The 20,117-nt window shown below is 43.5% G+C and carries 21 protein-coding genes; 6 read left to right on the top strand and 15 right to left on the bottom strand.

Annotated features, from left to right (window positions below):
• Window positions 1–35: 35 nt before the first annotated feature.
• The 5 genes from D1164_RS07225 to D1164_RS23630 form a co-directional block, all read right to left on the bottom strand.
• Complete coding sequence (locus D1164_RS07225; RefSeq protein WP_119349280.1) at window positions 36–1,214, bottom strand: TolC family protein; 1,179 nt, start codon at window positions 1,212–1,214, stop codon at window positions 36–38.
• Window positions 1,211–4,297 (bottom strand): efflux RND transporter permease subunit, encoded by a 3,087-nt coding sequence (locus D1164_RS07220; protein WP_119349279.1) that lies wholly within the window; start codon window positions 4,295–4,297, stop codon window positions 1,211–1,213. Before D1164_RS07220 ends, D1164_RS07225 begins: the two co-directional genes overlap by 4 nt.
• 12 nt (window positions 4,298–4,309) lie before the next feature.
• Window positions 4,310–5,818, bottom strand: a complete 1,509-nt coding sequence (locus D1164_RS07215) for an efflux RND transporter periplasmic adaptor subunit (protein ID WP_172594373.1) — start codon at window positions 5,816–5,818, stop codon at window positions 4,310–4,312.
• Window positions 5,819–5,905: 87 nt separating this feature from the next.
• Window positions 5,906–6,166: a hypothetical protein gene (locus D1164_RS07210; protein ID WP_119349277.1), complete on the bottom strand. Its 261-nt coding sequence runs from the start codon at window positions 6,164–6,166 to the stop codon at window positions 5,906–5,908.
• A 161-nt stretch (window positions 6,167–6,327) separates the two neighbouring features.
• Window positions 6,328–6,708 carry a hypothetical protein gene (locus D1164_RS23630; RefSeq protein WP_147372081.1) on the bottom strand — a complete coding sequence of 127 codons (381 nt, stop codon included), beginning with the start codon at window positions 6,706–6,708 and terminating at the stop codon, window positions 6,328–6,330.
• A 376-nt stretch (window positions 6,709–7,084) separates the two neighbouring features.
• Here D1164_RS23630 and rplM point away from each other — a divergent pair, with 376 nt between their 5' ends.
• From rplM to tsf, 4 genes are all read left to right on the top strand, one after another.
• Window positions 7,085–7,540 carry a 50S ribosomal protein L13 gene (gene rplM / locus D1164_RS07205; RefSeq protein WP_119349276.1) on the top strand — a complete coding sequence of 152 codons (456 nt, stop codon included), beginning with the start codon at window positions 7,085–7,087 and terminating at the stop codon, window positions 7,538–7,540.
• A 5-nt stretch (window positions 7,541–7,545) separates the two neighbouring features.
• The gene (gene rpsI / locus D1164_RS07200; protein WP_119349275.1) at window positions 7,546–7,932 is read left to right on the top strand and encodes a 30S ribosomal protein S9; all 387 of its coding nucleotides are present in this window, start codon (window positions 7,546–7,548) and stop codon (window positions 7,930–7,932) included.
• 100 nt (window positions 7,933–8,032) lie between these two features.
• Window positions 8,033–8,872, top strand: a complete 840-nt coding sequence (rpsB, locus tag D1164_RS07195) for a 30S ribosomal protein S2 (RefSeq protein ID WP_119349274.1) — start codon at window positions 8,033–8,035, stop codon at window positions 8,870–8,872.
• Window positions 8,873–8,911: 39 nt separating this feature from the next.
• The gene (gene tsf / locus D1164_RS07190; protein WP_119349273.1) at window positions 8,912–9,739 is read left to right on the top strand and encodes a translation elongation factor Ts; all 828 of its coding nucleotides are present in this window, start codon (window positions 8,912–8,914) and stop codon (window positions 9,737–9,739) included.
• A gap of 217 nt (window positions 9,740–9,956) precedes the next feature.
• Here the strand turns inward: tsf and D1164_RS07185 are convergent, their stop codons facing one another.
• The 10 genes from D1164_RS07185 to D1164_RS07145 all read right to left on the bottom strand — a co-directional run bounded on the left by D1164_RS07185 (window position 9,957) and on the right by D1164_RS07145 (window position 18,419).
• The gene (locus tag D1164_RS07185) at window positions 9,957–10,661 is read right to left on the bottom strand and encodes a queuosine precursor transporter (RefSeq protein ID WP_119349272.1); all 705 of its coding nucleotides are present in this window, start codon (window positions 10,659–10,661) and stop codon (window positions 9,957–9,959) included.
• A 101-nt stretch (window positions 10,662–10,762) separates the two neighbouring features.
• Window positions 10,763–11,236 (bottom strand): methylglyoxal synthase, encoded by a 474-nt coding sequence (locus D1164_RS07180; RefSeq protein WP_119349271.1) that lies wholly within the window; start codon window positions 11,234–11,236, stop codon window positions 10,763–10,765.
• A gap of 13 nt (window positions 11,237–11,249) precedes the next feature.
• On the bottom strand, window positions 11,250–11,375 hold the full coding sequence (locus tag D1164_RS24105; protein WP_262707162.1) for a hypothetical protein: 126 nt from the start codon (window positions 11,373–11,375) through the stop codon (window positions 11,250–11,252).
• Window positions 11,376–11,506: 131 nt separating this feature from the next.
• Entirely contained in the window at window positions 11,507–12,889 is a 1,383-nt protein-coding gene (gene glmM / locus D1164_RS07175) for a phosphoglucosamine mutase (protein WP_119349270.1), read from the bottom strand.
• 73 nt (window positions 12,890–12,962) lie between these two features.
• Window positions 12,963–13,643, bottom strand: coding sequence for a hypothetical protein (locus tag D1164_RS07170; protein WP_119349269.1), 681 nt, complete (start codon window positions 13,641–13,643; stop codon window positions 12,963–12,965).
• 6 nt (window positions 13,644–13,649) lie between these two features.
• Window positions 13,650–14,138 carry an RNA polymerase sigma factor gene (locus D1164_RS07165; protein WP_119349268.1) on the bottom strand — a complete coding sequence of 163 codons (489 nt, stop codon included), beginning with the start codon at window positions 14,136–14,138 and terminating at the stop codon, window positions 13,650–13,652.
• Window positions 14,139–14,172: 34 nt separating this feature from the next.
• A complete protein-coding gene (locus tag D1164_RS07160; protein WP_119349267.1) occupies window positions 14,173–14,943 on the bottom strand; it encodes a 3-ketoacyl-ACP reductase in 771 nt (256 codons plus the stop codon).
• Between the two features lie 62 nt (window positions 14,944–15,005).
• Window positions 15,006–16,154 carry a Gfo/Idh/MocA family protein gene (locus D1164_RS07155; RefSeq protein WP_119349266.1) on the bottom strand — a complete coding sequence of 383 codons (1,149 nt, stop codon included), beginning with the start codon at window positions 16,152–16,154 and terminating at the stop codon, window positions 15,006–15,008.
• A gap of 2 nt (window positions 16,155–16,156) precedes the next feature.
• Window positions 16,157–16,987 (bottom strand): sugar phosphate isomerase/epimerase family protein, encoded by an 831-nt coding sequence (locus D1164_RS07150; RefSeq protein ID WP_206610946.1) that lies wholly within the window; start codon window positions 16,985–16,987, stop codon window positions 16,157–16,159.
• Window positions 16,988–17,033: 46 nt separating this feature from the next.
• Window positions 17,034–18,419: a glycoside hydrolase family 88 protein gene (locus D1164_RS07145; RefSeq protein ID WP_119349265.1), complete on the bottom strand. Its 1,386-nt coding sequence runs from the start codon at window positions 18,417–18,419 to the stop codon at window positions 17,034–17,036.
• A gap of 104 nt (window positions 18,420–18,523) precedes the next feature.
• On the opposite strand from D1164_RS07145, the gene D1164_RS07140 reads away from it, so the two are divergent.
• Together D1164_RS07140 and D1164_RS07135 are read left to right on the top strand one after the other, a co-directional pair.
• Window positions 18,524–19,687, top strand: a complete 1,164-nt coding sequence (locus D1164_RS07140; RefSeq protein WP_119349264.1) for a homocysteine biosynthesis protein — start codon at window positions 18,524–18,526, stop codon at window positions 19,685–19,687.
• Complete coding sequence (locus D1164_RS07135) at window positions 19,680–20,090, top strand: NIL domain-containing protein (RefSeq protein ID WP_119349263.1); 411 nt, start codon at window positions 19,680–19,682, stop codon at window positions 20,088–20,090. The genes D1164_RS07140 and D1164_RS07135 overlap by 8 nt, the downstream gene beginning before the upstream one ends.
• Window positions 20,091–20,117 lie beyond the last annotated feature (27 nt).

The raw sequence follows: 20,117 nt of genomic DNA, 5'->3' as shown, positions 1-20,117 counted from the left end.
GGAATGAGAACCTTCCCTTACAACAATTGGATATTTTACAACTGGTAGTAATACAGTCCCGCCAGCGTCTGACTCAATTCGTTTTGGATGGAAAGAATATTATCCACGGTGCCGTAATACAGCGAAAGTTCCATCAGGTAATCAATCAAAGAAATCTCACCGGCATCCAGTGCTTTTTTCAGTAGTTCTGTTGAATTGACTGATTCAAGCACCTGGGTATAGTCCTTTAATGTTTCCTGAAGTTGTTGCGCTTTCTCGTAATGGCTTTTCAGCCGGTTGTAGCTCTGAACCTGTTCATCGGCGGCTATTTCTTCGGCCACTTTTTGTTGCAACTCCGCCAGCTTAACCGTATTCTTGTTCTGCCAGAGTGGAATGGTAACTCCCAGGGCAATCCCTTTAAAAGCTTCCCCTTCAACGGATTCGGACATGTATCCTGTTGAAAACTTAGGTAAATTCAACGCTTTGGTCAGTTTTAGCTGTTTTTCACGAATGTCAATTTTGTTGGAAACCATTTGCAGCAGCAGGTTCTGTTCGCGGTTTTCTTCAAACCAGGAATCAAAATTCTCTGGAAGTTCAGCAGGGGCAAATTCACTTTGTGTAAAACGAATTTCTTTCCCGCCGTTGAGACGTTTGAGGTCAGCCAGTAAAACGTTTTGTTGTGTTTCGTTTTCACGGATGGCCTTTTGGGCGTTCAGCAGGTTTAAACGCGTTTTATTTTTTTCAATAATATTGGTTTCGCCGTTTTTAAATTTGGCTTCGTACGCTTCAAAAATATCCCGGGCATTCTGTTCCCGTTTTTTTAACTCCTCGTGCATTGCATTCAGGTAAGTTAACCCGATGCAAACGGTTTTTGCCCGGAACAACACCTCACTTCGCTTCATCCGGAAATCCAAATCAGCCTGTTCGTTTTGTACACCGGCAATTTTTTTCTTTAATCCGTAAGAAGTCGGAAAATCGAATGATTGTGTAACGGTAACATCCTGTCTTTTTCCAATTATCATTGGATTGCCCCACAAATAGTGATATTCAACTTCCGGGTTTTCCAGGTAAATCCCCGTTTGGTTTTCCATTTTTTGTGCTTCATTTACATTGTGATAAGCTTCCAGTGTGGTGTTGTTTTTTTCAATTTCTGAAAGGATCCGGCTTGTTTCAGTCTGGGCCGAAATTCCAAACGAAATCAAAAACAAACTAGTTAATAACAATATTTTTCTCATGAACTTTTCTTTTTTAGATAAAAACTGTACACAATAGGTACAATATAAATGTTGAGCAGTGTGGAAGTAAGCAGTCCGCCAAGAATAACTTTTGCCATCGGGCTTTGAATCTCATTTCCGGTGGCATCACCGTTGAAGGCAAGCGGAATAAGTGCCAACGCTGCAGTCAGCGCCGTCATCAGAATAGGATTCAGCCGGTCAACAGAACCTTTGATGATGGTTTCCCGGGGTGAAATTCCTTTCGATTGTAAATGATTATAATTTGAAACCAGCAGGATTCCGTTACGGGTGGCAATCCCAAACAGGGTAATAAAACCGATGATTACAGGAATACTAATGATTCCGGTGGTGAAAAATATGGTGAACACGCCGCCAATGAGTGCCAGCGGAAGGTTGAGTAAAATAATTCCGGAAAGTTTGGCATCCCTGAATTCCTGAAAAAGGATCAGGAAAATCAGCATAATCGCCACAATGAATGCAAGAAGCAATGTTTGCGATGCACGGGCTTCACTCTCGAACTGCCCGCCATATTGAATCCGGTAACCTTCCGGAAGTTCAATGTTGGCATTGATTTGCTCCTTGATTTCATTTACCACGCTAAGCAAATCACGTCCGGAAACATTAGCGGAAACTACAATTTTACGCTGTACATTTTCGCGACTAATGGAACTGGGACCCGATGCTGAAACAATTTCAGCTACCTGGTTGAGCGGAACTTTTTTCCCATCAGCGGTTTCAATCAGTGCGTTTTTTATTCCCTCCATACTTTCAGTGTAGTCTTTATTCAGTCGCACAATTAAATCGAAACTTTTTTGGCCCTCGTAAATATCAGCCACTTTTTCTCCTGCAAAAGCAGCATCAACATAGCTGTTAAACCGGCTGACCGGTATTCCGTAGCTTGCCAGCATGTCGCGTTTGGCGCGAAGTTGAATTTGTGGAATTTCCACCTGCTGTTCCACATTCACATCCACGAGTCCTTCAATACCTGTGATCGAATTTTTTATGCGGTTCCCCAGGTTGAACATTTTGTTGAGATCGGTACCAAAAAGTTTGATGGCAATGTTTGCCCGGGTTCCTGACAGCATGTGGTCGATTCGGTGCCCCAGTGGCTGACCTACAGTAGCTGCAATTCCCGGAATAGAAGCAAGCGTTTGCCTGACATCTGCCAGGAATGCTTCATTTTCCCTCTTATCCAGTTCATAATTGACGTCGATTTCGGCGCTGTTGGTGGTTTGCGAATGTTCATCCAGTTCGCCCCGTCCTGTTCTTCTTGCGGTAGTGCTTACTTCCGGGATTTTCAGTAGTTCCTCCTCGATGAGGTTCCCAAGTTTATTCGACTCTTCCAGCGAAATGCCTGGCTTGCTAATGGCCGAAATGGTGAGTGCGCCTTCATTAAATTCAGGAAGGAAACTCCTTCCCATGGTTGTTAGTGTGAGTAATGCGGCAACAAACAACCCGAGGGTGGTAGCAATGGCAACCGTTTTATGATTCAAAATCCAACTCAGCGATTTACTGTAGCCTGCGTTTAACTTCCGGGTTAGCCAGGCTTCTTTTTGTTTTCGCGAAAGGTATTTTTCTGTTGAAAGTAAAATTTTACACAACTGCGGTGTTACGGTCAACGCCACAATCAGTGATGCAAACAGCGAAACGATGTAAGCAATCCCCAGCGGTTTCAGCATTCTGCCTTCCATTCCCGAGAGAAAAAACAAAGGCATAAACGCGACAATAATAATGAGAGTAGCATTTAAAATGGAGGCCCTGATTTCTTTTGATGCTTCAAAAACCACTTTAAATGCCGATTTTCTTTTTTCTTTCGGTTTTTGATGGTTTTGGCGTAATCGTTTGTACACATTCTCTACATCGATAATCGCATCATCCACCAGCGAACCAATGGCAATGGTCATCCCGCCGAGGCTCATCGTGTTGATCGTAATTCCCATCAGTTTGAAAACCAGAATGGCTACCAGTAACGATAAGGGGATGGAAACAACCGAAATAATGGTGGTACGGAAGCTGCCCAGAAAAAGGAACAGGATTATAACCACAAATACGGCCCCTTCGATGAGTGCCTTTTGCACGTTACCCACTGATTTTTCAATAAAATCAGCCTGGCGAAAAATTTTTGTATCGAGGTTCACATCGGGTGGAAGCGTTTTTTCTAATTCGGCCAGATTGGCTTCAATATTTTCGGTGAGTTTTAATGTATTTACATTGGGTTGTTTCGAAACCGAAAGGATAATGGCAGGGGTGGCATTTTGTGATGCGTATCCCTGCTTTACTGCACTGCCTATAATTACTTCAGCTACATCGTTCACCCTTATGGGAGCACCATTAATCTGTTTGATAAACGAGTTTCCGAGTTCTTCGATGTTGGATGTACGTGCCACGCCCCGCACAGTGTATTCGTTTCCGTATTGCCGGACCACACCGCCTGTTGAATTTTGTGAAATTCCCGCGCAGGTTTCAGCCAACTCGTTCAGAGAAACACCGTAATATTTCATTTTTTGTGGATCGGCCAGTACTTTGTATTGCTTGTAATCTCCGCCAATAATCGTTACCTGCGAAACCCCGCCGGTTGCCAATAGCACCGGTTTTACGTTCCATTCGGCAAAAGTCCGTAAATCCATCATGCTGGTGGAATCGGCCTGCATGCCGATAAACAAAATTTCGCCCATTACGGAAGATTGCGGTGCAAGTACCGGCGGACTCACTCCAATGGGCATTTCGTTGGCTACCGTAACCAGTTTTTCGCTTACAATCTGGCGCGCCTGGTAAATGTCTGTCCCCCAGTCAAATTCCACCCAAACGAAAGAAAAACCAAGCGAAGAACTGGATCGTACCCGCCTCACGTCAGTGGCTCCGTTTACGGCAGTTTCAATCGGAAAAGTAACCAGCCGCTCCACTTCCTCGGCCGCCATTCCATGGGCATCGGTCATTACAACCACTGTAGGGGCCGTTAAGTCCGGAAATACGTCCACATCCATGTTCGGGGCAACGTATAAACCACCCAGCATTACAACTCCCGCCGTAACCAGCACCAACAGTTTATTTTTTAGTGAAAACTTTATAATATTGTCTAACATTGTTTTTTGTTTTTAATGAACGTGCCCTGCGTGTGGATCGAGGGTATTGGAAACGCCGGCAAGGTTCACAAGGGTGGCCCCTTTCAGTACAATGCGGTCATCCAAATTCAACCCACTTACGATCGTTGTTCTGATTCCATCCGTGCTGCCTGTTTTTACCTCCCGCTTTTCAAACTTTTCAGGAGACAGCTGAACCAGTACTGAAAAACTTCCCTGCTCTTCAATCAGCGATGCATTGGGTACGGTTAAAACTTCTGTGTCAGGCTGTGCTTTCAGGTAAATTTCAACAAAACTTCCGGGAATAAAACTGTTTCTGTTTTCTACCCTGATTGTTATCGGAATCAGGTAGTTTTCATCCGAGACATTCTTTCCGAATGAAATAATTTCACCATTAAGTTCTTTCAGCGTGAAAACGGCATCATCTGTGAGCGAATGAATAGTTGCCGTTTTAATAAAGGGCAAATTGTTGGCATAACTTTGCTGCAATTCAGCTTTAAGAAACAGGTTTTTATTTCGCGTGATACTCACAAGGGGCTCGCCTGCATTTACATACTGGCCGTTTGAAACGTAAAGGTGTTTGATGTACCCTTGTTGCGGGCTCCGGACGACTTGTCCGTTCTCATTAAAATTCTGCTGAAGGTTTTCAAAGACCAGGCGGACATTTTCAAAAGAATTGCGGGCATCGAGCAACGCTTTTTGCGAAACAATGTTTTCTTCAGCCAGCGCTGCCATTCGCTCGTAATTGGCTTTGGCCGTTTCATAATTATTTTTTGCCTGATTGTACCTTACCCGCATGTTGTCGTCAACCAGTTGGCTACCGGCGAGGTTAAACAATGTTTGGCCGTTTGATACCTGAATGCCTTCGGAAAGTATTTTTCTGTTGAAGTGAACCACTCCGTTGGTCTGGGCGGTTAAAATCATTTCTTCTCCCTGGGCCGGCTGTATCCGGGCTGTGGTTTTAATAACTTCGCCAAACGGAATCATTTGGGGCATTCCCGTAGCAAAATTAATTTTCCATGATTGCTCTTTGGTAAAGGTAATGGCGTTAGGATTACTGATGGCCACTTTTTCGGCTTCGTGAAAAGCATCGTGTTCATCAGCAAAAACAGTTACCCCGTTTATGGTTACGGAATAGGAGCTGTCGGGCGTTGCAATTTCAAAAAGTAACCTCCCGCTCCCGGTGACATCTGGTTGCAGGTTAAAAAGATAGATACCGTCCCGTGTCGGCTTTTCGAGTGTTTGTCTGATTCCTTTTGTGCCAACAATCAGGCTGGCCGTAACGGTTCCTTCTTTCAGGGGCGAAAAATCAGATAAATTAGTAATATGTGCAAGAATTTCTGATGTTTGACCTTTAATAAAAGGTTCTGTTTCCGCAAACACTTCCCACCCGGATTGGTATGCAGTAAACTGAAAACTGGCTTCCTCGCCGCTGTGGCCGTGTGCTTCTTCTTTGGTATGCTGATTCTGACAGGATGAAAAAAACAACCCCATCAAAACCATACTATAAAGTATTGCTTTCATTGTAGTATTGTAAAGTGAGTAATAACTTGTGCAAATCCCGGAGCAGATGATGAACAGGAGTTGCATCTGGCTTTTAATTTTTCGCTGTTAATGCTGGTGATCATGTTTCCCCTCATGTTCATGCATATAATCGTGATCATGTTGCTTTTTAACGGCATGTTGTTGTGTCGAATCGGCTTCCACTTCAAACGATTCCTGTTCGGGCATCGCCTTATATTCATGCGCATCGTTTCGGTGAACAGTGCCGTCTTCGTGCGTGTGGGTCTTCTCATTGTCTTTCTTCTTTTCGCTCCCGCAGGAGGTGAATACAAATATGACAATCGTTAAAATGAATGCTATCTTTTTCATGATTTACAATTTCTTCGTAATTAATAATAGGTTGAAAGTGTGGTTCGAAATGCTGTGGTATCACTTTTCATGTACAACACATCCGTAATTTCTGAATACAGAAATTCTCAATTGGAGTGCATTGAAAAACTAAAACATGGGAAAGTGACAAAATAGATAAATCATGAAACCAAAGGAGGCCCCCGAAGAAGAATGTGTCGTAAATTTGGATCAGAGCAGGAGTTAACAGTGTAGTTTGCGTAAAATACTTTTTCCCGCTGGTTTGAAAATTCTATTTCAACTGTTGAAGCTGGCAGGAATAGAATGGAGAAGTAGCCTGATTTTGTAAGAATGATTTTCTCATTGAAATCGCAATGTTGATGTTGGTGAGAGTCATGTTCGTGGTCAGAAACAGAAGAATGGCAGCAACTTCCCTTGTGCTGAACTTCTTCATGCTGACAATAAAACTCAGGATTTACGAAGTGATGATGATGTGGAACAACATTGTGGCCGAGAACGATTGAATAAACCGCAAGCAGAATGGTTGATATGATGTTCCTCATTTTCATTCGCTTCAAAAATAACAATTATCTGCACAGGCTAAAAAAATGACTGCCCGTTTTTAGGAAAATAATGTTCTCTGAAGCAAAAACACCTGAAGATTGGAGAATGTTTAGATTCAAAAGAAGTGGCCTGACATCAAATCAAATTGCAATCCATTGAAATTCATTTTAAAATATTTCTTATCCGGATGAAAAAAAGAGAGTTATGTTTTGGTAATTAAAAAAAAGAAAATACTTTTGCAGTCCCGATTATTGTCCGTACTTATAAATAGTATAAAAGATTGATTTCCTTTGGGTAACAGATTTCAGGGAAGCCCGAAAAACCTGAAAAAAACCACTGGATGCGGTTAAATGTTGAATAAAAATTTTAGTACGAGTGGATACATTAAGTTACAAAACCGTTTCGGTTAACAAGGCAACCGCAAATAAGGAGTGGGTGCTGATTGATGCCGAAAATATGGTGCTGGGCCGTTTGGCCAGCGAGGTTGCAAAAATCCTTAGGGGCAAGTACAAGCCCGAGTATACACCACACGTTGACTGTGGTGATAACGTAATTGTGATAAATGCTGAAAAAGTACAACTTACCGGAAAAAAGTTGACTGACAGGGTACATTTCCGCCACAGCGGTTTCCCGGGAGGACAGACTTCGCAAACGCCGAAACAGATTTTGGCCAAATATCCTGAAAGGCTGGTTGAAAAAGCCGTGAGGGGAATGTTGCCAAAAAATAAGTTGGGAAGGCAATTGTTCAGGAACCTACACGTAGTTGTTGGCGCTGAGCACAAATACGAGGCGCAGAAACCAAAAGTTGTCGATTTAAGTACGAATAATTAAGAAAAATGGAAGTAGTAAATACAATAGGTCGTAGAAAATCAGCAGTTGCACGTATTTACGTGAACGAAGGCAAAGGGAATATCACAGTCAACAAACGTGAGTTTAAAGAATATTTCCCAACTACAACTCTGCAGTATATTGTTACCCAGCCGTTAAATATTGCTGAAGCGGTGGAAAAATACGATATCAAAGTGAACCTCGACGGCGGTGGAATTAAAGGCCAAGCCGAAGCTTTGCGTCTGGCTATTACTCGCGCCCTGGTTAAAATTGACCCGGAAGCGAGGAAAGATTTGAAAGCGGCAGGATTCCTCACACGCGATCCGCGCGAAGTAGAACGTAAAAAGCCAGGTCGTCCGAAAGCAAGGAAACGGTTCCAGTTCTCAAAACGTTAATATTTTTTATTGTTAAATTATATGGATCTAAAACGGTTGAGACTTCCCGTAAGAAGGAACTACTCAACGGTTGCTTTTAGAATCATAAAAAAGTAAACAGATGCCAAAAGTATCATTTCAGGAATTATTGGATGCAGGCGCTCATTTTGGGCACCTCAAAAGAAAGTGGAACCCGAACATGGAGCCTTACATCTTCATGGAAAAAAACGGGATTCATATCATCGATTTACAAAAAACAATTGTAAAGATTGATGAAGCGGCAGCAGCCGTAAAACAGATTACCAAATCAGGTAGGAAAATTCTCTTTGTTGCCACGAAAAAACAGGCCAAAGAATTGGTTGCTGAACAGGTGAAGAGCGTGGGAATGCCCTACGTTACGGAACGTTGGCCAGGTGGAATGCTCACAAACTTTCCTACCATCCGGAAAGCTGTTAAAAAGATGATCTCGATCGATAAGCTGGCAAAAGATCCGAGTTGGGACAACCTGTCGAAAAGAGAGAAATTGCAGATTACACGTCAAAGAGCAAAACTCGAAAAAGTACTGGGAAGTATTGCTGATCTTACCCGCTTGCCGGCAGCATTGTTCATTGTAGACGTGATGAAGGAAAAAATTGCCGTTCGTGAAGCACAGCGTCTTGGCATACCGGTATTTGCCATTGTAGATACCAACTCGAACCCTGAAGGAATCGATTTTGTTATTCCTGCGAACGATGATGCTTCTCAATCTATAAAACTGATTGTGGGAGCTATGGTAGAATCCGTACGCGAAGGACTGAACGAGAGGAAAGCCGAGAGGAAAGATGAAGATGAAGCTCCGAAGAAGAAAAGCAGAAGAAAAATAAAGAAAGCTTCTGAACAAAAACCCGTTGAAAACGAGGACGTCGATGAGAATGAAGATATTGAGGAAAGCGACGACGATACCGGTGATGAAGAAGAATAGCGAACAGCAGCAGTATAACAAAAATTAAAAGTAAGTTTTATGTCATTTACAACAGCCGACGTAGTAAAACTAAGAAAAGTTACCGGAGCAGGGATGATGGATTGTAAAAATGCCCTGGCTGAAGCAGACGGTAATTTTGACAGGGCTCTCGAAATCATTCGCGAAAAAGGAAAATTAGTAGCCAGCAAACGTGCCGACAGGGAAGCATCGGAAGGTGCTGTTCTGGCTAAAATCACAGACGATAGAAAAGTTGGTGGATTGGTTGTTCTAAACTGTGAAACCGATTTTGTAGCAAAAAATGAAAATTTTGTGGCTTTTGCAGATAGCATCCTGAATGTTGCTTTGTCGCAAAAACCTGAAAACTTAGAAGCGCTGAAAGCACTTGAACTTGACGGGAGAGCCATTGAAGCGCAGGTGACAGAACAGACTGGTGTTATTGGTGAAAAACTCGATCTTTCTTATTTTGGAAAAATTGAAGCTGAAACAGTGGTAAGTTACATTCACCCTGGAAATAAACTGGCTACTTTGGTTGGTTTTAATAAAGCCGGTGTGGATGAGCAGATTGCCAAAGACATTGCCATGCAGGTAGCAGCTATGTCTCCTGTTTCTGTTGATACAGATTCTATTCCGCAGGAGGTAATTAATAAGGAACTGGAGATTGCCAAAGAAAAATTCCGTTTGGAAGGCAAACCGGAAGCAATGTTAGACAAAATTGCCCAGGGTTCGCTTAATAAATGGTACAAAGAAGTTACTTTGGTGAACCAGGCATTTATTAAAGACGGAAAAATTTCAGTGAAAGATTATCTGGCACAGAATGATAAAGATTTGAAAGTGACCGGATTTGAACGTTACTCGCTGGATATTTAATCGGTTCAAAAGAATTTTATATAACCGCTTTTTAAATGGCGGAACAGTATAAATGCAAAGTATTTAAATACTGAGCAGATACGATAAAAAAAGAGCTCTGAATGATTTCGGAGCTCTTTTTTTGATATAGCAGGGCAGAGAATGCGGTGACCGTGTTGTATTCTCCCGGATTTTTGACAGAGAATTACAAAGGAGAACTATAAGAATGAGGTCATCATTATTTTATTAAAAATTCACCCTTTTTAAAGATCCTTCTTGCCCAGTAAACAAACGGAGTATCGGCAGCAGCCACAATCCATTTCAGAAAATAGGTAGTAATAAAAATTTCGAGTAAGACCTCGCCTTCAAATACGGAGTAAAAAGCGATAAGCACAAATACAGAGCTGTCGATGAGTTGTGAAACCATCGTGCTGAGGTTATTGCGCAACCAAAGCTGGTTTTCTTTATGAAACCGTTTTTTCCAAAAGTCGAAGGCCCACACATCATGTTGCTGAGAAAGCAGGTAGGCTGCCAAACTGGCCAGCGCAATGCGCGGCATCAGCTTAAAAATGGTAGTAGTGGCTTCATGTGCGATAAATGAAAAATCATCGCCTTCGAGTGGTTTAAAGTACAAGGCAATATTCATCAGCAATGTCATTGAAATAAGACTAAAAAAGCCAATCCATATTGCTTTTTTCGCTTCCCGTTTTCCATAATTTTCGGACAGGATGTCGGTTACCAGAAACGAGGTAGCATACACTATGTTGCCAAGCGTGGCAGCCAGCCCAAACAGTTTTATCGTTTGAACAACCTGGATGTTGGCAACAATCACCGAAACGGGGATCCACATAATAAGACCCCATTTTCCAAATAGTTTGTAGGCTAAAATAATCAGCAGGAAATTTGCCAGCAGCATGGCTAGCCAAAGGATTTCATTATACATTTTTTTATTTTTTGCCGCAGGGTGATGGAACCTGCGGGAATTCTACTTCTTCAAATTTGCACTGGCAAAGTTATGCCTTTTCTTCGAAACTTTTAGCTTACTCAGCTCAAATCCACATCTCTTTTAATGTACACCTCGTAATCCTTCACAATAGGTTTGTAACTTTCGTGAAAGAGACTTGACGATACAATGAAGTCTGCAGTAGAACGGTTCGAAGCTGTCGGGATGTTATACAAAACGGCAATCCGTAGCAGTGCTTTTACGTCCACATCGTGGGGTTGGGGCTGCATAGGATCCCAAAAGAAAATCAGGATATCTACTTTCCCTTCAGAAATCAGGGCACCCAGTTGCTGGTCACCTCCCAGAGGTCCTGACATTAAACGTGTAACCAGAGGAGGGACCACCCCATTTTCGGCACATTTCTGCGCAATGGCTTCTTCGATGAGCTTGCCTGTTGTGCCGGTACATATCAGATTGTGTTGAACCAGCTCCTTCCAGTTGTAGGTAACCCATTCAATGATATCTTTTTTACGGTTGTCGTGTGCAACAAGACCGATATTTTTTTTCTTTTTCATGATTTTTAAATTGCTAATTTTTAATGGTGATAGAAGAGCCATAAGGCATCGTAAGGCAAAAGCCCGAATCCGGATAGCTGTCAGGATAAAAATTCGGCTGTGCCTGAAGATTTTCACTCATGGCTTTTTTCATTTCCATGGTTTTTTGAATTTTATTCCTCTAAAAGTAAGAGGATAAAATTACATTTACGGCGTAAATGTATATTTTATTCTTACCGGTTGATTCTATTCTCCTCAACCAAGCAGCGTTTCTTTATTCAAATTTAAAAATCAAAGAAAACTTTGAATATCGGCGATGATTCCTGAGGCCAGTTCACGCGCGGCGTTTTCAGATTTTGCTTCGGCATAAATCCGGATAATGGGTTCGGTATTTGATTTACGCAAGTGTACCCATGATTGCGGGAAGTCGATTTTTACGCCGTCAATGTCGGTTATTGTTTCCGACTGGTATTTTTCTTTTACCTTTTCCAGCAATGTATCTACATCGATTTCAGGAGTGAGTTCGATTTTATTTTTGGAAATAAAATAATCAGGATAGGATTTTCGAAGTTCGGAACATTTTAATCCGCTTTTGGCCAGGTGGGTTAGAAATAAGGCTGCTCCTACCAGTGCATCCCGGCCATAATGGCTGGCGGGGTAAATGACGCCACCGTTTCCTTCGCCGCCAATTACAGCATTTGTCTTTTTCATTTGTGCGACTACATTCACTTCGCCTACGGCAGCGGCCGTGTAGTTTTGGCCATGCTTTTCGGTTACATCACGCAAGGCACGGCTGGAAGAAAGGTTGGAAACGGTATTTCCAGGAGTGTTTTTTAAAATATAATCGGCGATGGCTACCAGCGTATATTCTTCATTAAACATGGAGCCATCTTCATTGATAACAACCAGCCTGTCTACATCGGGATCCACAACAAAGCCTATGTCCACATTGTTTTGCCTGATAATTTCCGAAGTTTCCGTTAAATTTTCGGGAATGGGCTCCGGGGTATGGGCAAAATGGCCGGTGGGGTCGCAGTTTATTTCAACTATATTTTTTACTCCAAGAGCCTTCAGCAATACCGGTACGGCAATGCCACCAACAGAATTGACCGCGTCAACCGCCACGGAAAAATTAGCTGCTTCAATGGCGGCTTTATCCACCAGTTTCAAATCCAGAACCTTTTGTACATGCACTAATGTGTAATCTTTTTCTACCACGGTTCCTAATTTATCTACTTCGGCAAAAACAAAATCTCCTGATTCTGCCCATTGAAGAACCTGTGCGCCTTCGTTGGCATCCAGAAACTCTCCATTATTATTCAGAAGTTTAAGGGCGTTCCATTGTTTGGGATTGTGACTGGCTGTAAGAATCAATCCGCCATCGGCCTGTTCTTCGGTTACGGCAATTTCAGTAGTAGGAGTGGTGGCGAGGCCAATATTCACGACATGGCATCCCATTCCGCTGAGCGTTGCTACTACCAGGGAACTAACCATTTCCCCTGAGATGCGGGCATCCCGGCCCACTACAATTTTTAGTTCCTCTTTTGCTGAATTTTGCCTGGCCCAGGTAGCATAAGCTGCTGTAAATTTTACTACGTCAAGCGGACTGAGTCCTTCTCCGGGTTTACCTCCAATTGTTCCGCGGATTCCGGAAATAGATTTTATTAATGCCATTTTTTTGAATGAATTTGAGAGGCAAAAATAATAACCCTTTTGGGAAAAGAGGAATGATAACAGGAATTAATTGTTACTGTTCAATTTCGTTTAGTTCCTGCAAGGCGTTTTTTAGTTTACTGATATAATTTCCGTAAAGACGCCGGAACCCCCAGCGCATAAGCAGGTAGATACCGCCGACGGTTAGAACCAAAACGGTCAGGCCTACAACCCCAGCCAACAGTAATTTGCCCAGCGGGATATCGGAAAAAAGAATGCCCTGATCTTCTATCCCAAGCGCCATGCCTGAGTACATGCCGGACACAAACTGCAGAATCATGGCAAGCGTTAAAATGAGCAGTGCCAGATAGAACAGTCTCTGATAGATACGGAGAATGCCGGTAATTTTTATCAGTGTTTCACGCAGGTTACAGGAAATATCACAGCTTCTTTTCACCCGGTAGTACTGCACAACAAAATAGATAAAAGTGGTAAAGATCAAAACGTTGCTGAAAATGCTCAGGAACACAAGCCATTCCGGAATTTCCACATTATTACCCACCTTTTTAATGAGCATGGGAGCAAAAACAAAGTCGTCGAGAATAAACAAGACAATCAGAATAAAAAGTGCCACAAACCCAATGCGAATGTTTCGATCGATCCGGTCGATTAAATTCCGGGTCTTCTTACGTAGCATTTCCCTGATTTGTTGTTCGTCCAGTTCCTTGTCTGGCGAGAGTTGTTCCCAGGTTTTTTTCAAATCTTTCAGTTCCATAACTCCCTATTCCTCCTTATCCATCAGTTTTTTCAGTTTTTTCTTTATCCTGTTCATTTTCACCCGTACGTAATTTTGTGTAATGCCCGTTATTTCGGCAATCTCTTCATATTTTTTATTTTCGAGATATAACAGGATAATCGACTTTTCAACGCCTGTTAGCTGGGCCACAGCGCTGTGAAGCAGCTTAATATTCTCTTCTGTCTCTGCTTCATAATTTTCATCAGCCATCTGAAAATTTTCATAGGACAGCCGGTTTTGGTCAGGCCTGCGTTTGTTTCTTTTAAAAGAAGTAATGGCAGTATTCAGTCCTACCCGGTACATCCATGTGGTTATTTTCGATTCGTTCCGGAAAGATGGAAACGACTTCCACAGTTGGGCAACAATTTCCTGGAAGAGATCATTCCGGTCTTCCTCTGTATCACAATATATGTTGCATACTTTGTAGATGATACCCTGGTTTTCCCTGATTATTTGTAAAAATTCCCTTTCCAAAACTGCTTTATTAGTCTTTCAGAGATAAAAATTATTACAACCGTTGTATTGTCATTCCACCATCCACCATCACAACCTGTCCGGTAGAGTAGGGCAGCAACCCGGTGGCCATTGCAGCAGCCACCTTTCCGACATCTTCGGGCAATCCCCATCGCTTTTGGATGCACAGGCCCTGCTCGAAAAGGCGGTCATATTTTCCGGTTACTCCGGAAGTCATGTCGGTAGCGATGACCCCCGGCTGTATTTCATACACCGGAATATCAAATTCTCCCAGCCTGGCAGCCCAAAGCCTGGTAGCCATGGCAATACCGGCTTTTGAGATACAATATTCGCCCCTGTTGGTTGATGCTACGGTTGCCGAAACCGACGAAACGTTGATAATGCAACAGGGAAAACCCGGATCTTTCTTTTTACTTTCCACCATGTGGCGGGCAAATAATTGAGTAAGGAAGTACGGCCCTTTCAGGTTGATTTGGAGTACTTCATCGAAAATGTCTTCGGAAGCTTCCAGGATATCTTTCCGTTCGCGGGGAGCTATTCCGGCATTATTTACCAATACATTCAGGTTTCCGAAACGATCTGTTACCGTTTGGAGTATCTGTTCCCTGTCCTCTGCTTTTGAAACGTCGCCTTTAACGTAAATCACATCTGTTCCCAATTCGCTGAGTTCATTCAACACCGGCTGAACAGACTCCTGATTCCTGACTCCGTTGATAGCCAGGTTGAAACCGGCTTTGGCCAATTCCCTGGCAATGCCCAGACCGATTCCCCGTGAACCTCCGGTAATGAGCGCTGTCTTATTCATTTTGCGTTTTATTTATTATGGGTTTTCAATTTTATGGGAATGACACTGTATCCTGAAAGCGTTTAAATAACGTCAGGTATCTCCACCCATGTTTTCTTTTCCCAACTTTCCAGCCCTTTTTCAGCCAGCTGAACTCCTTTGGCGCCTTCAATCAGGTTCCAGGGGAAAGGAGTATCTTTTACCACATGTTTCAGAAAAAGTTCCCATTGTGCTTTAAAAGCATTATCGTAATGCTCCTGCTCCGGCACTTTGCTCCAGCCCTCATAAAAATTAATGGGTTGCTGAATATCGGGGTTCCACACGGGTTTGGGCGTGTTTCCGTAATGCTGGGTCCAGCATTCCCGCAGGCCGGCCACTGCCGAACCTTTGGTGCCATCAACATGGAGGGTGAGCAGATCGTCGCGCCGCACACGGGTTACCCACGACGAGTTGAAATGGGCAATCACACCACCTTCCAGTTCGAATGTGGCATAAGCTGAATCGTCAGCGGTACATTTGTAAGGCTTACCCTGTTCATCCACCCTTTCCGGGATGTGGGTAGCTCCGAGGCAAAATACCCCTTTCACCTGGCCGAACAAATTGTCAAGTACGTATCGCCAGTGGCAGAGCATGTCCACAATGATGCCGCCGTCGTCTTCTTTCCGGTAATTCCAGCTTGGCCGCTGTGCCGGCACTGTGTCCCCTTCGAAAACCCAGTACCCGAATTCGCCCCTTACCGAGAGGATTTTTCCAAAGAAACCGTTTTCCATCAGGCGTTTCAACTTGATAAGGCCCGGCAGCCAAAGTTTGTCCTGTACCACGCCATGCTTGACTCCGGCATTTTTGCAAACCTTGTAAAGTTCCAGGGCTGTTTCTGTATCGGTTGCTACTGGTTTTTCGCAATAAACATGTTTCCCTGCCAGCGCGGCTTTTTTTACAGCATCAGCCCGCCTGCCGGTGGTTTGGGCATCAAAATAAATCTGATATGACGGGTCGTTCATTACCGAATCCAAGTCGGTGGTCCATTTTTCCACGCCCGACATTTTTGCCAGCTTTTCCAGCTTGATTTCATTTCGTCCCACCAGTATCGGGTCGGGCATAATAAACTCAGTAGCGCTTATTTGCACCCCTCCCTGTTTCATAATTTCAACAATGGAACGCATCAGGTGCTGGTTGGTACCCATCCGGCCAGTCACGCCGTTCATGATTATTCCTACTTTGTGTATCGTCATTTTCAGGTAAATTTTAAATATGCATTTTTTATTTTCTCAAGATACTCTTTTTGTTCTGTAGCCCAGTATTTATGGGAGAAGATTTCCACTTCATTGTAACCGGAAAATCCTGCATCTTCCACCCATCCCCTTATTTGGGGAACATCAATGCAGCCGTCGCCCATCAAGCCACGATCGTTTAAAAAGTCTTTCGTCGGCACATTCCAGTCGCATACATGAAAAGCAAGCAGGTTGCCGTTTTTTCCGCAGCGTAGAATCTCCTGTTGCAGGTTATTGTCCCACCACAAATGGTACACATCTACGGCTACTCCTACAAAATCGGAATTGATTTCTTCGGCCATTTGATTGGCCTGGGCCAGGGTGTTAATGGCGGAACGGTCTCCGGCATACATGGGGTGCAGAGGTTCGATGGCCAGTTTTACGCCAGCTGCTTTTGCTTCAGGAAGAATACGTATTATTCCTTCTTTAATCTGTTCACGCGACTTTTCAAGAGGTTGCCGGCCGTCAGCGCCGCAAACCAGGACAAGCACCGGCGCCCTGACAAGAAACGCCTGGTTGATGGCCCACAAGTTATCATCCATTGCAGCCTGCCGTTTTTTTTCCTCTACAGATGGGAAAAAACCACCGCGCGCGACAGAAACAACTTCCATGTTGTAATCGTCAAGCATCGTGCGGGCATCCCGCAGGTTTTGTCCTTCGAGCACATTACGCCAGATGGTGATGCCATGAATTCCTTTCGCACTGTAGTTTTTTATACATTGTTTCAAATCCCATGGTTTTGTGGTCATGGTATGAATGCACAGTTTCGAAAAATCAGTTAATGCTGTTGCCATTAAAATTTTTTTAGTATTGCCGGATTTTAGCTGTTGTTTTAAAGTACTATATTTTCAAATACTTAAAGAATGTATAATACTTTTCATTCTCAATTATCCGTTTCAAATAGAGCGCTGCTTCACGGGCATGGTAATCTCCCCACATCGACGATTCACCACAGGCAATTTTCTGGCCTGGCGGAATAAAATCCCAACCATTGGGTTGATGGTAAATACTATGCAAAATCAATCCCTGGTGTTGTGGATTAGTACTCAGGTAAGGATAATCGAGTAGTGAATTCATAACGGTTAAACCAGCCTGCCAGTATTTGTTGCCGGCATCCGGTTCATTGTTTTCCTTTAATAATTTGCCCAGTCTTAACAAACCCTGGGCGCCAATGGCTGCTGCGGAACTGTCAACCGGTTCCCATGCGTTGTACGGGTCAGCAGGTTTGTTCAGGTAGTCACCCAGTTTGTAAAGGTTTGGGGCTCCCGTATCCCAGTAAGGAATTCCATCAACCGGAGTGTTTTCGATATAAAAATCGCAGGTGGCACGGGCGGCTTTTAGCATCCTGTTTTCCGTTTCCTTTTTGCCACCAACATTTTTCAAATCTTCTTCGTTCAATTGCTGAAAAGCTTCCAGCTCTTCGGCAAATCCCAGCATAGCCCAGGCCAGACCACGTGTCCACGTGGAAAAGCCGGTGTAACCCTGCTGCGAGTTGGGGCACCGGAAATTGCCGTCGGTTACATTAAAAATACTTTCGTGGGCAGTACGTCCCCACACATCGTAGCTGTCGCGCCCTTCTCCGTAAAAAACAGAATATTGGGCTGTCGCTGAAATATGCTGAACCGCTCTTTCCAGAAGGGAGATTTTTTTGTCGTTCTCTCCTTGTAACACATGCCCGAGCAGGTGTGAAACAACTAAAATACGACATGAACGTATGGTGTCTACAAATAATGAATGCGGGCCGTTAAAGGAATGGATGAAGCCGCCGTCTTTGATTGGCGTCCAGCGACCGGCCTGTACTGAGCCTGAAATTTTCAGGGCCAGTTCATAAAAGCTTTTCTCCCACTCATTGAAAGGGATTTTTCCTTCCATCATCAGACGCAACAGGTTTCCGTAGGTACTCAGGTTATTAAATCCGTGGTCATGAACACCGGTGTGGCTTAGATGCGGCGCCATTTTTTCGAGAGTGGCTTTCCGCCCCGACTCCAGAAAATAATTATCCCCGGTAGCATCGAATTGGAGAATGGACGAACCAAACTGAAATCCCTGTGTCCATTCAGTCCAGCCACGCGTGGTATATTTCCCGTCAACTGTAAATACCGGCGAACCTTTGGAAGAATCGTACCGTTTGTCAATACGTCTAATTTTTTCTGCCGAAAGGTCCCAGAAAAGCGCTATCTTTTTCTGTAAATCTTCAGGCTGAATTTGAAAATCGATTTTAATCATAATACAGAAACTGAAATTCAGCACGTAAAATTAGCAGAAAGGATAAATAAGTTGAAGTAAATTCGGCTAAATTTGTAGGCTATCAGAAAACGTTGCTTTTTATTATGCCAAAAATTAAAACCTACGAAGAAATCAACCAAAAGTTAAAACAGGGGAAAGCCGTGGTACTCACAGCCGAGGAAGTAGCCCAAATGGCTCAGAGTGCCAGCCCTGCAGAAATTGCCGAAAAAGTAGATGTGGTAACTACCGCCACGTTTGGCGCCATGTGTTCATCGGGCGCCATTATCAATTTTGGGCATACCAGTCCGCCAATACGAATGGAAAAAATCAGGTTGAATGGTGTTCCCTGTTACGAAGGACTGGCAGCCGTTGATTCCTACATTGGGGCTACGGCTTGTGATCCTGAGAATCCTGCCTACGGTGGAGCACATGTCATTCAGGATTTGCTGGAAGGAAAAGATGTGGTGCTGGAAGCCTGGGGAAAGGGAACTGACTGCTATCCACGGAAACATGTCCGTACCAGGATAAACATCGACTCCATTAACGAATTTACGCTTTTTAACCCCCGGAATGCATATCAAAATTATAACGTGGCCGTGAATACCACGAAAAAAATGATTCATACCTACATGGGAACGTTGTTGCCAAATTTGCGGAATGCGACTTATTCCACTTCGGGAGAACTCAGCCCATTGCTGAATGACCCCGACCTCCGGACAATAGGCCTCGGCACACGTATTTTTCTTGGCGGCACCCAGGGTTTTGTGGTTTGGAACGGCACCCAGTTTCATACTACGCGTCCGAAAAACGAATATGGCGTCCCGGTTACCAATGCGGCAACCATAGCGGTTATCGGTAATTTGAAAGAGATGTCGCCGGAATACCTTCAGGCCGTTTATTACGAAAAGTACGGGGTAAGTATGTTTATCGGAATTGGTATTCCTATCCCCATCCTCGATGAAGATATGGCCCGAAGAGTTTCCATTAATAACCGGCAGATTGAAACATCGGTACTCGATTACGGAACGGTTGGAATGCCCAAGCTGGAACAGGTAAATTACGAGCAACTGCAATCAGGGTTCATTAAAGTGAAGGGGAAAAAGGTGCGCACTGCTCCCGTTTCCAGTCTGGCAAAGGCCCGAAAAATTGCCGGAGAATTAAAAGAATGGTTGGAAAAAGGGCAGTTTGAATTATCGAAACCGGTACAGATTTTCCCACAAAATACATCGCTTAACAGCTTAAAAGAAACGGAGGTGGAACATGATTAAAAAAAGGTACATATTGAATTTTCCTCCCCAAAGCGGTGACAAACCACTGAGCTACCAACTGGTGCGTGATTACGACATTCGGATAAATATTCTGAAGGCTGAGGTTTATCCGGGTAAACGCGGCAGTTTACTTCTTGAATTACAGGGGAAAAAGGAAAACATCGAGAAGGGGGTGAAATACCTTACCGAGCATCAGGTTATTTGTGAACCTTTGGATAAACGTATTCACTTTCAGGAAGAAAAGTGTATCGACTGTGGCAATTGTACGGCAGTGTGTTTTGCAGGCGCTCTTACCATGAGTAAAAAAAACTGGAAACTGGAATTTGACAAAAGTAAATGTGTGGTATGTGAGCTATGTATCCCGGCATGCCCGCTTCATTTGTTTGAAATTGATTTCAGGTAAAATCCGGGATAAAATTTTGTACCAAAT

It is taken from the genome of Mariniphaga sediminis, assembly GCF_003573545.1.
GTDB classification, from domain to species: Bacteria; Bacteroidota; Bacteroidia; order Bacteroidales; family Prolixibacteraceae; genus Mariniphaga; species Mariniphaga sediminis.
This window is presented reverse-complemented; position numbering and strand designations above follow the sequence as displayed.

Excerpts from the sequence above, each read along its gene's own strand:
- D1164_RS07225 (WP_119349280.1), bottom strand. The coding sequence starts at position 1,214 with ATGAGAAAAATATTGTTATTAACTAGTTTGTTTTTGATTTCGTTTGGA.
- D1164_RS07155 (WP_119349266.1), bottom strand. The coding sequence starts at position 16,154 with ATGACGATACACAAAGTAGGAATAATCATGAACGGCGTGACTGGCCGG.
- D1164_RS07140 (WP_119349264.1), top strand. The coding sequence starts at position 18,524 with ATGCCAAAAATTAAAACCTACGAAGAAATCAACCAAAAGTTAAAACAG.
- D1164_RS07145 (WP_119349265.1), bottom strand. The coding sequence starts at position 18,419 with ATGATTAAAATCGATTTTCAAATTCAGCCTGAAGATTTACAGAAAAAG.
- D1164_RS07215 (WP_172594373.1), bottom strand. The coding sequence starts at position 5,818 with ATGAAAGCAATACTTTATAGTATGGTTTTGATGGGGTTGTTTTTTTCA.
- D1164_RS07210 (WP_119349277.1), bottom strand. The coding sequence starts at position 6,166 with ATGAAAAAGATAGCATTCATTTTAACGATTGTCATATTTGTATTCACC.
- rpsB (WP_119349274.1), top strand. The coding sequence starts at position 8,033 with ATGCCAAAAGTATCATTTCAGGAATTATTGGATGCAGGCGCTCATTTT.
- D1164_RS07180 (WP_119349271.1), bottom strand. The coding sequence starts at position 11,236 with ATGAAAAAGAAAAAAAATATCGGTCTTGTTGCACACGACAACCGTAAA.
- D1164_RS23630 (WP_147372081.1), bottom strand. The coding sequence starts at position 6,708 with ATGAGGAACATCATATCAACCATTCTGCTTGCGGTTTATTCAATCGTT.
- tsf (WP_119349273.1), top strand. The coding sequence starts at position 8,912 with ATGTCATTTACAACAGCCGACGTAGTAAAACTAAGAAAAGTTACCGGA.
- D1164_RS07220 (WP_119349279.1), bottom strand. The coding sequence starts at position 4,297 with ATGTTAGACAATATTATAAAGTTTTCACTAAAAAATAAACTGTTGGTG.
- D1164_RS07160 (WP_119349267.1), bottom strand. The coding sequence starts at position 14,943 with ATGAATAAGACAGCGCTCATTACCGGAGGTTCACGGGGAATCGGTCTG.
- D1164_RS24105 (WP_262707162.1), bottom strand. The coding sequence starts at position 11,375 with ATGGAAATGAAAAAAGCCATGAGTGAAAATCTTCAGGCACAGCCGAAT.
- D1164_RS07170 (WP_119349269.1), bottom strand. The coding sequence starts at position 13,643 with ATGGAACTGAAAGATTTGAAAAAAACCTGGGAACAACTCTCGCCAGAC.
- rpsI (WP_119349275.1), top strand. The coding sequence starts at position 7,546 with ATGGAAGTAGTAAATACAATAGGTCGTAGAAAATCAGCAGTTGCACGT.
- D1164_RS07135 (WP_119349263.1), top strand. The coding sequence starts at position 19,680 with ATGATTAAAAAAAGGTACATATTGAATTTTCCTCCCCAAAGCGGTGAC.
- D1164_RS07150 (WP_206610946.1), bottom strand. The coding sequence starts at position 16,987 with ATGGCAACAGCATTAACTGATTTTTCGAAACTGTGCATTCATACCATG.
- glmM (WP_119349270.1), bottom strand. The coding sequence starts at position 12,889 with ATGGCATTAATAAAATCTATTTCCGGAATCCGCGGAACAATTGGAGGT.
- D1164_RS07185 (WP_119349272.1), bottom strand. The coding sequence starts at position 10,661 with ATGTATAATGAAATCCTTTGGCTAGCCATGCTGCTGGCAAATTTCCTG.